Source organism: Roseateles sp., from assembly GCF_052436255.1.
Classification (GTDB): Bacteria; Pseudomonadota; Gammaproteobacteria; order Burkholderiales; family Burkholderiaceae_C; genus Pelomonas.
Genome location: NZ_JBQVNP010000178.1, coordinates 1 through 9,396 on the forward strand (window position 1 = coordinate 1; position 9,396 = coordinate 9,396).

At 69.2% G+C, this 9,396-nt stretch carries 8 protein-coding genes; 2 read left to right on the top strand and 6 right to left on the bottom strand.

The features are described 5' to 3' along the window. Nucleotides 1-103 precede the first annotated feature (103 nt). The 6 genes from ACT6S0_RS24425 to tadA form a co-directional block, all read right to left on the bottom strand. Entirely contained in the window at nt 104-1,936 is a 1,833-nt protein-coding gene (locus tag ACT6S0_RS24425) for an ABC transporter ATP-binding protein (RefSeq protein WP_444766360.1), read from the bottom strand. Further along, complete coding sequence (locus ACT6S0_RS24430) at nt 1,929-3,365, bottom strand: ABC transporter permease (RefSeq protein WP_444766361.1); 1,437 nt, start codon at nt 3,363-3,365, stop codon at nt 1,929-1,931. Before ACT6S0_RS24430 ends, ACT6S0_RS24425 begins: the two co-directional genes overlap by 8 nt. A gap of 7 nt (nt 3,366-3,372) precedes the next feature. Further along, nucleotides 3,373-4,356 (bottom strand): ABC transporter permease, encoded by a 984-nt coding sequence (locus ACT6S0_RS24435; protein WP_444766362.1) that lies wholly within the window; start codon nt 4,354-4,356, stop codon nt 3,373-3,375. Further along, complete coding sequence (locus ACT6S0_RS24440; RefSeq protein WP_444766363.1) at nt 4,356-6,575, bottom strand: ABC transporter substrate-binding protein; 2,220 nt, start codon at nt 6,573-6,575, stop codon at nt 4,356-4,358. The genes ACT6S0_RS24435 and ACT6S0_RS24440 overlap by 1 nt, the downstream gene beginning before the upstream one ends. Before the next feature lie 125 nt (nt 6,576-6,700). Beyond that, nucleotides 6,701-7,663, bottom strand: coding sequence for an LD-carboxypeptidase (locus ACT6S0_RS24445; RefSeq protein WP_444766364.1), 963 nt, complete (start codon nt 7,661-7,663; stop codon nt 6,701-6,703). Then, nucleotides 7,660-8,205 carry a tRNA adenosine(34) deaminase TadA gene (gene tadA / locus ACT6S0_RS24450; RefSeq protein ID WP_444766365.1) on the bottom strand — a complete coding sequence of 182 codons (546 nt, stop codon included), beginning with the start codon at nt 8,203-8,205 and terminating at the stop codon, nt 7,660-7,662. Before tadA ends, ACT6S0_RS24445 begins: the two co-directional genes overlap by 4 nt. 36 nt (nt 8,206-8,241) lie before the next feature. Between tadA and pxpB the strand changes: the two genes are divergently transcribed. Together pxpB and ACT6S0_RS24460 are read left to right on the top strand one after the other, a co-directional pair. Then, nucleotides 8,242-8,901 (top strand): 5-oxoprolinase subunit PxpB, encoded by a 660-nt coding sequence (pxpB, locus tag ACT6S0_RS24455; protein ID WP_444766366.1) that lies wholly within the window; start codon nt 8,242-8,244, stop codon nt 8,899-8,901. Further along, nucleotides 8,898-9,396 (top strand): biotin-dependent carboxyltransferase family protein (locus ACT6S0_RS24460; RefSeq protein WP_444766367.1); only part of this gene is annotated, 499 nt, incomplete at its 3' end. The genes pxpB and ACT6S0_RS24460, both read left to right, overlap by 4 nt.

Here is a 9,396-nt window from a genome sequence, read left to right on the forward strand (position 1 = left end):
CCCCTAGACCCACGAATGCGATGTTTAAGTTGTTGATTCGACTCAACAAACTCGCGAGACACCCCCTAGAGAGGAAGTTGCAGCGTTGTCGCCACGCGACGAGTTACAGCGCAGGTACAAGCAGCCGGGGTACCGCCGCCAACAGCTGGCGCGTGAAGTCTTCGCGCGGCTGCGCGAGCACCGCTGCGCAGGCACCTTGTTCGACGATGCGGCCGGCCTGCATCACGGCGATGTCGTCCGCGATGTACTCCACGACGCCGATGTTGTGCGTGATGAAGAGATAGGCCAGCCCTTGCTCGCGCTGCAGGTCGCGCAGCAGGTTCAGGATCTGCGCCTGTACCGACACATCCAGGGCCGACGTCGGTTCATCGCAGACGATGAGGCGCGGCTCGACCGCCAGGGCGCGGGCGATGGCGATCCGCTGGCGCTGGCCGCCGGAGAACTCATGCGGCCAGCGCTCCAAGGCGTCACGACGCAGGCCGACCTGGTCGACCAGCTCATGCAGCCGGGCCAGGCGCTGCGCCGCGTCGAGGTCGGGGCGCAGGGCAACGAGGCCTTCCTCCAGCACCTCGGCCACGCGCATGCGTGGGTTCAGCGACCCGAACGGGTCCTGAAAGATGATCTGGGCCTGGCGCCGCGCCTGCCGCAGTGCCGCGCCATCCAGCTTGAACAGGTCCCGGCCCTCGAACATCGCCTCGCCGCTGATGCGGGCCTGGCGCCGCAGCAGTTGCACGATGGCCTTGCCCGAGGTTGTCTTGCCGCAGCCGGACTCGCCGACCAGGGCAAGCGTGCGCCCGCCATTCAGCTGGAAGCTGATGCCGTCGACCGCGTCGAAGTGCCGCGGGCCGCGCGCGAACAAGGGCGCCTTCAACATGAAGCTCACGCGCAGGTCGCGCACGTCGAGCAGCGGCGCGCCCTGCCCTGCCGGCACGGGCGGCAGATTCCTGGCTTCCGGGGCGGCGCGCGGCAGTGCCTCACCCGGCTGGCTGTAAAGCAGGCAGCGCACCTGATGCTGCGGGCCTGCCTCGGTCAGCTGAGGCGGCGTGCCAGCGCAATGGCCCATGGCCTTGTCGCAGCGCGGACAGAAGCGGCAGCCGGCAAAGTCCAGCCACAGCGGCGGCACCATGCCTGCGATGGCCGCCAGCGGCTGGCCGCGCCGGGCGGCGTCCGGCAGGGCCTGCAGCAGCAGGCGCGCATAGGGATGCTTGGGCGCCGCGAAGAACTGCGCCGCCGGCGCCACCTCGATGATCTGGCCGGCATACATCAGGGCCACGCGGTGCGCCATGCCGCTGACCACGGCGAGGTCGTGCGTGATCAGCAGCACGCCGAGCTGGCGTTCGCGCTGCAGGTCGCGGATGAGGTCGAGGATCTGCGCCTGGATGGTCACGTCCAGCGCGGTCGTGGGTTCATCGGCAATCAGGTAGTCGGGCTCGGCGGCCAGCGCGATGGCGATCATCACGCGCTGCTTCTGACCACCGGACAGGCGGAACGGGTAGTCGTCGATGCGCCGCGCCGGCTCGGGGATGCCGACCCGCGCCAGCCAGTCGATCGCCTTGGCCCGGGCCGCCGCACCGCGCAGCGGCGTATGGGCCTCGATGGCTTCGACGATCTGGTCGCCGACACGCATGACCGGGTTCAGGCTGGTCGACGGTTCCTGGAAGATCATCGAGATGCGGCCGCCGCGCACTTCCCGCATGCGGCCTTCCGGCAGGGCCAGCAGGTCCTGGCCGTCCAGCCGCACGGCGCCCGCCGTGATGCGCCCGTTCTCGGGCAGCAGGCGCATCAGCGCCAGCGCCGTCATGCTCTTGCCGCAGCCGCTCTCGCCCACCAGCGCGAAGGTCTCGCCGCGCGCCAGCGCGAGCCGCATGCCTTCGATGGCGCGCACCAGGCCGGCGTCGGCGTCCAGCGCCACATGCAGGTCGTCGATCTCAAGCATGGTCCGCCCTGCGCTGCAAAAGGCGCGGTCGCGTCGAGCGCGCCTTCGGATTGAAGGCGTCGCGAACGCCGTCGGCAAATAAGTTGGCCGCGAGCACCAGGCTCACCATGAAACCGAAGGCCGCCGCAAAACTCCACCACACCACCGGGTCGCGCGACATCTCCGAGCGGGCCAGGTTGATCATGCCGCCGAAGCTGTTCATGACCGGGTCCACGCCGACGCCGACATAGGTCAGCACCGCTTCATACAAGATCAGCTCGGAAAAGCTCAGCACCACCGTGATCAGCACCAGGTGCATCACGTTGGGCACGATGTGGCGGGCCATGATGCGCAGGTCCCCGACACCGAAGGCCGTCGCCGCCTGCACATGGTCCAGCTCGCGCAGCTTCAAGGTCTCGGCACGCACCAACCGGCACAGCCCTGCCCAGCCGGTCAGGCCGAGAATGAGGCAGAGCATCAACATCTTGAGGTCGGAGCGCTCCACGGCGGTCTCGAAGGCGTCGGGGTTCTTGTCGAAGTAGACCTGCACCATCAACACGCAGGCGGCGATCAGCAGCACGTTGGGCACCGAGCTCAGCGTCGTGTAGAGGTATTGGATGACGTCGTCGACCCAGCCCTTGTAGTAGCCCGCCAGCACGCCCAGCAGCAGCGCGAACGGCAGCGTCGCCAGCGTCGACAGCGCGCCGACGACGAAGGCCGTGCGCACGCTCTTGAGCGCCTGCACCAGCACATCGTTGCCGGTGCGGTCGGTGCCGAACACGTGATACCAAGGCATCAGCGCGACGCCGGCCCCGGCGAGCAGCAGCAGGATCGCCAGCGTGACGAGCATCGCGCGCAGCGGATAGACGGTGCGGTCCGCCGCCAGGTCGGTCAGCGCGCCGCGCCACCCACCATGCTGCCCGGCCAGCAGCCCGGCGGTCAGCGCGACACAAAGCAGCGCGACGCCCAGGCCGGCTGCCAGGCCGATGCCCGCGCGCTTTGCCACATCGCCAGCCCATTGCGTGGCCGGGTCGCTCAGGTGCGCGCCGCCGAACTGCAGGCGCGGGTAGTCGCGGCGCACGCCGCCGCCGGGCTCGATGACGCTTTCCTTGTTGAAGCCATGCGTGCCCAGCGGCAGCGAGTAGCTCACTTCGCGCATGCCGATCTGGCGTTCCAGCAGCAGGTCCAGCGTGGACAGCGTGCGCGTGTCGTAGACCGTCGCCTCGCCGGCAGCCACCGGCAGCGCACGGCGCAGGTGGACGCTGTCGATCATCGTGACGAGCAGGAAGGCGGCCATGACGACACCGGCGCTGGCGGCAACCGGGTCGCGCAGCACGCGCTCCCAGGTCGCACGCAGATGCGCCTGGCGCCTGACCCGCAGCGCATATGCGGCGATGGCCGCCACCATCAGCCACAGCGCCATATCGGTCCAGAGCAGGACGAACTTCATCGCCGCCTCACTGCAGCCGAACACGGGGATCCACCCACGTGTAGGCGATGTCGATCAGCGCATTGCTGGCGATGTAGAGCAGCGCGCCGAGGAAGACCATGGTCCGCACAATGGCGAAGTCCTGGCCCGTGATGGCCTCGATGACGAAGGCGCCCAGGCCCGGGATGCCGAAGAAGCTCTCGAACACCAGGCTGCCCAGGAAGACATAGGGCAGATAGCTGCCGGCGCTGGTGATGATGGGGATCAGGGCATTGCGCAGCACATGCCGGCTCAGCACGCGGCTCTCCGAGAGGCCCTTGGCGCGCGCAGTGCGCACATAGTCCTTGCCCATCTCTTCAAGGAACATGGCCCGGTACAGCCGCGCCTCGCCGCCCAGCCGCGACAGCAGTGACAGCAGGATGGGCAGGGCCAGGAAGCGCACCGCGTCCAGCCCCGGCGCGAAGCCGTTCATCGGCACCAGCTTGAGCACGCGGGCGAACAGGAACTGGCCGACGATGATGTAGAACAGGCTGCTGATGGACAGCATCAGCACACACAGCACGACGCCCCAGAAGTCGATGCGGCTGTTGCGGAAGAACACCAGCAGCAGCGCGAAGGCCACGCTGACGATGACCTGCAGGATGAACAGCGGCAGCGCCAGCGCCAGGCTTACACCCATGCGCACCTTGACCTCGTGGCCGATGTTGACGGCCTGGCGCGCGTCGCTCTTGCCGAAGTCCAGCGCGAACAGGCTGACCGAGCGCTCCCACAGGATGGTGTGCGTCAACTGCGCCGCCCCCGCCTTGCTGGCGTCGAAGTAGAGCGGCTTGTCGTAGCCGCGCTCCTGCTTCCAGGTGTCGATCTGGTCCTGGGTGACGCGCTTGCCGCCGATGTTCAGCCGCGCCATGTCGTCGGGCGTGTTGACCGAGAAGAACAGCACGAAGGTGAAGAGGTTGACCCCCACCAGGATGGCCAGGCCATAGGCCAGGCGGCGCATGACAAAGCTGAACATCAGCGCCCGCCTCCGAGCGCCGTGGCGGTTTCACGCGCGTGCCAGGCGCGGCGCGTCGCCACAAAGATCGCCAGGACGCCGGCCGCCAGCGCGAGCAGCGGCCACCAGACCGGCCGGTTCCATGCGGCGATGCTGCGCGTGCGGTCCTCGGTGTCGACACGCAGATAGCGCGCCCGGTCACGCAGGACGACACCGGGCTTGCCGTTGTGCACCCAGCGCTGGAACGCCACCGCCGAGTAGCTCCAGTAGCCCCAGGCCCAAGGCGCATCCAGGCGCGCGATGTCGTTCATCTGCGCCATCACCCGGGCCTTGTCGGGGCCGTCCTCCAGCGACTGCAGCTTGCGGTAGAGCCGGTCGAACTCGGGGTTCACATAGTTGGCCGTGTTCTCGCCGTGGTGCAGGCTCTTGCTGTTGGGGCCATAGAGCAGGAAGAGGAAGTTCTCGGCATCCGGGTAGTCGGCGAACCAGCCCCACCAGAAGATCTGGTGCTTGCCCTTGAGGATCTTTTCCTGGAACTGGTTGAAGTCGGTGGCGCGTATGTCGAGCTGGATGCCGAGCTTGGCGAACTGGCGCACCAGCCAGTCGTTCTCGGCCTTGAGCTCGGGCGTGACGACGCGCTGGAAGTCGTAGTTCAACACCAGCGGCCTGCCGGTCCTTACATCGCGGCCGCCGGGGTAGCCGGCCTCGATCATCAGCTGCTGGGCGTCGGCGATAGGCCGGCGCACCGGCTTGCCGTCGACGAGTCGGTGCGTGACCGGGTTGAACTCGCCCGACTGGCCCTCGCGCGAGCCGAACACGCCCGGCGGGATGGGTCCGTGGGCCGCGTCGCCGCCCTTGTCGCGGAAGATGCGGCCATAGCCCTCCTCCCAGTCGATGGCGATGGAAATGGCCTGCCGCAGCGCGCGGTTGCGGCGCTGCTGCTCGGGCGTCTCGCCCTGGCCGACGACCGGGTCCAACCAGTTGAAGCCGAGGTACCAGTTGGAGATGTCGACCGTCATCGGCAGCTTGAAGCCGCGCTGCTCGTAGAGGGACTTGACCTCGTCGGAGTCGTCGCGGTCCACGCCCAAGGTGACGCCCCAGTCGGCGCGGTCCATCTCGGGCAGGTCGAGGTAGCCTTGCTTGAACAGCTCTTTGATCGGCACCCGCTCCTTCACATTGATGGCCACGACCTTGTCGACGAAGGGCAGGCGCTTGCCGCAATCGGCCAGCAGCCCGGCCTCGGCATCGCCGGGGCTGCCGTCGCAGGGATAAGTCTCATGCCGATAGTGGGGGTTGCGGCGCATCACATGCCGGCGGTCCTGCACGTACTCGGTCATCATGAAAGGCCCGCTGCCGACGGGCCACTGGTTCCAGCTCAGCGAGTTGGCCGCCATGCCGGCCTGGGCGTAGAAGGCATCAACCTCCCAGGGAATGGCGGACGTGAAGGCGGTGGCCAGCCAGTACTGCCATTGCGGATAGCGGCCCTTCAGACGGATGCGCAGCAGGTGGTCGCCCACCGCCTCGGCACCGGCCAACGGCCAGCGGCGCAGGTCCAGGAAGGGCTTGTCGGCCAGGTTCTCGGGCAGGCCCGCGAGCTGCTTCTGGTTCTCGCGCTTGAGCAGCGCGATGTAGTCCTTGAGCCCGAGCACATGCTCCGAGAACACCGCCGCCACCGGCGCCTCCAGCCGCGGGCTGGCGTGGCGCTTGAGCGCGTAGACAAAGTCCTCGGCAACCACTTCACGCGTGTCCTGGTGCTCGAACTCAAGCGGGCTGCGCCTGTCGCCCAGCTCACCGGGCTTGAGCTGGTGATAGCGGTAGCGGCCGTGCGCGTCCTTGGCGAAGGCCGGGTGCGGCGCCCACTTCAGGCCCGGACGGATCGGCACGTCATAGACCGCCTGCGCGATCTTCTCGTCCGGCGCGTCATCGGGCAGGCGCTGGCCCTGGGCGTCCAGGAAGTAGGGCTTGGCCAGCGCCGACGCCGCGCGCGGGATCAGGGTGTAGGGGCGCTTGAGCGGGTGGTACCCGTAGGGTGGCTCGGTGATCTCGTAGGTGTAGGTGCTCTCGGGCGCCGTGTATGACGAGGTCGGGTCCAGATATCGCGGCGAGCGCTCGGCAAAGGCCATGTAGAGCGTGTTCTCGCGCTCGGCGCCGAGCGGGTGCGGGCTGTTGTTGCAGCCGGCAAGCAGGACGAACGCCAGCGCGCCCCAACCCCTCACCGTCCATGCGAAAACTGCCGCCACACTGCACCCTCGAAAAGCAAGCGCCCCGGCGCGGGCCGGGGCGACGGGCGCAATCATAGACGCGCAACTCGTCTATACAAGACCGCCACACCCGCATAAGGCGGCGTGGAAAACCCGCTATGACTTCAGTGATGGTCGTGATCTTGGTGGTCGTGCCCACCGTGCGCCAACCGCGGGTCCGACTGCCAGCCGACGATGGCCTCGCGGCCCTGCACATACAGATCCACCGTGCCGCCCACCGGCAGGCAGACCTTGGTGCGGACGTGGCCGAAGGGCAGGCCGGTCAGCACCGGCGTCTTGGTGCGGGCGCGCAACGCGGCGACCGCGTCTTTCAGGCGATAGCCGCGGTCCAGCGGTGAGCTGGGCGCACCGCTGAAATCTCCCAGCAGCACGGCGGCCTGGGCATCGATGACACCGGCCTGCTGCAGTTGCAGCAGCATGCGCTCGACGCGATAGGGGTGCTCGTTGATGTCTTCCAGGAACAGGATGCCGCCCCTGACCTTGGGCCAGTGCGACGTGCCCAGCAGCGAGCACAACACCGTCAGGTTGCCGCCCCAGAGCCGCCCGCGCGCCTCGAGGCCGTCGAAGTCGGCGCTCGGAGCGCGGAAACCCACCGCCTCCAGCGCGCCGCTCATCGCCTCCAGGAAACAGTCGCGCGTGACCTCGTCCACACCGCCCTCGGCGTCGCTGCGGCCGAAGTCATCGCAGGCCAGCGGGCCGGCCCACATGGCCAGGCCCTTGTGGCGTGCGATGAAGCCGTTGTGCAGCGCCGTCAGGTCGCTGTAGCCAACCCAGCGCGTGCCGCGCTCGACGCTGCGCGCAATGCGGCCCCACTCGATCTGGTCCAGCAGCCGGGTCAGACCATAGCCGCCGCGCGTGGCCATCGCAATGGACGGCGCTGCATCGGCGACGCGGTGCAGGGCCGCGAGCCGGGTGGCGTCGTCGCCGGCAAAGCGCTGGTGCCTGGCGAGCGCATCGGCGTCGACGCCGACCTCGAAGCCGAGCTGCGCGAGCCGCTTGGCAGCACGCTTGAGGCTCCCCGCCTTGGCAAGCGCGCCGGCCGGAGTGAACAGCGTCAGGGCGGTCATGGGGTGTCGTCCAGGTGGGTGGCTTCGCCGGTCGGGATCAGCCCGCGTCGCTCCGCGCGGCGCGCACGGGCGGCCTCGCGGCGCTCGTTGAAGAAGTCGCGCAGCAGCTGGGCCGACGCATCGGCCAGCAGCCCGCTCTCGACGCGCGTGTGGTGGTTGAGCTGGGATTGCCCGAACAGGTCGATGACCGAGCCGGCCACGCCGGTCTTGGGGTCGCGCGCCGCGAAGACGACGCGCTTGAAGCGCGCATGCATCAGCGCCATCGCACACATCGCGCAGGGCTCCAGCGTGACGAAGAGTTCGCACTCCGGCAGCCGGTAGTTCTCCAGCAGCGTGGCGGCGTGACGCAGGGCAACGATCTCGGCATGGGCCGTCGGGTCGTGCGTCGTGATCGGGCGGTTGTAGCCGGTCGCGACGACCTGGCCACCGCGCGTGATGACCGCGCCCACCGGCACCTCGCCCACCAGCCAGGCGTTCTGGGCCTGGTCCAGCGCAAGCCGCATCGCGTACTCATCGGCGGGCGTGAAAAGGGGCTCGGTCATGTAGGGGCGGCAGTTTACCCATGGCATGCTGCGCGCATGAACCCGCTGTCCCTGCATCCGCTCGGCGAAGCAGCCCTGTGCTGCACGCTGCCGGCGCCGCTGTCGCCGCAGGACTCGCTGGCGCAGCAGCAGCGCATCTGGCAGCTTGCCGCGGGCCTGGCCAAGGTCGATGGCGTGCAGGCGCTGATCCCCGGCATGAACAACCTGACGCTGACCTTCGACCCGCTGCGCACCGAGGCCGCCACGCTGGAACAGGCCGTGCACGCGCTTTGGGCGCAGCCGGCACGCAGCCGAAAGCTCGGCCGCCGGGTCGACATCCCGGTGCGCTATGGCGGCGCCGACGGGCCTGACCTCGGCGACGTGGCCGCGCATTGCGGCATGTCCGCCGGTGAAGTTGTGCGGCGCCACACGCAGGCTGAATACGTCGTCTACTTCATCGGCTTCCAGCCCGGCTTCGCCTACCTCGGCGGGCTGGATGAGGCCCTGCACACGCCGCGCCGCGCCGAACCCCGCCTGGCCGTGCCGGCCGGCAGCATCGGCATCGGCGGCGCCCAGACCGGGATCTATCCGCTGGCCACACCGGGCGGCTGGCAGTTGATCGGCCGGACGACGGTGGCGCTGTTCGACCCGCAGGCCGAGCCGCCGACGCTGCTGGCGCCGGGCGACCGGGTGCGCTTCGTTGCGATGAGCGAATGATCGAGATCCTGCGCGCCGGGCCGCTGACGACGGTGCAGGACCTGGGCCGTCCCGGCTGGCGTGACCGCGGCCTGAGCCGGTGCGGCGCCCTCGACGACCTGGCCCTGCAATGGGGCAATCTGCTGGTCGGCAATGCACCCGGCGCAGCTGGCCTGGAGTTCACGCTCGGCCCGGCCAGGCTGCGCCTGAACGCCGACTGCTGCATCGCCGTGACGGGCACCGACACCGAGGCCACGCTCGACGGCCAGCCGCTGCGGCCCTGGTGGCGCCAGCACGTGCGCGCCGGCCAGACGCTGCAGCTCGCCGCGCCGCATGAGCGCATGCGCAGCTATGTCGTCATCAGTGGCGGCATCGCCGTGCCGGCGATGCTGGGCTCGCGCAGCACCGACCTGAAGGCCGGCTTCGGCGGCCTGGACGGCCGGCCCCTGCGCGAGGGCGACCGCCTGCCGCTGGCCCCCCCGGCCAGGCTGCCCACGCGCGCCATCGGCCTGCGCC

Bases quoted from the DNA above. Each gene is read 5' to 3' on its own strand.
- ACT6S0_RS24425 (WP_444766360.1), bottom strand. From the start codon at position 1,936: ATGCTTGAGATCGACGACCTGCATGTGGCGCTGGACGCCGACGCCGGC.
- ACT6S0_RS24430 (WP_444766361.1), bottom strand. From the start codon at position 3,365: ATGAAGTTCGTCCTGCTCTGGACCGATATGGCGCTGTGGCTGATGGTG.
- ACT6S0_RS24435 (WP_444766362.1), bottom strand. From the start codon at position 4,356: ATGTTCAGCTTTGTCATGCGCCGCCTGGCCTATGGCCTGGCCATCCTG.
- ACT6S0_RS24445 (WP_444766364.1), bottom strand. From the start codon at position 7,663: ATGACCGCCCTGACGCTGTTCACTCCGGCCGGCGCGCTTGCCAAGGCG.
- tadA (WP_444766365.1), bottom strand. From the start codon at position 8,205: ATGACCGAGCCCCTTTTCACGCCCGCCGATGAGTACGCGATGCGGCTT.
- pxpB (WP_444766366.1), top strand. From the start codon at position 8,242: ATGAACCCGCTGTCCCTGCATCCGCTCGGCGAAGCAGCCCTGTGCTGC.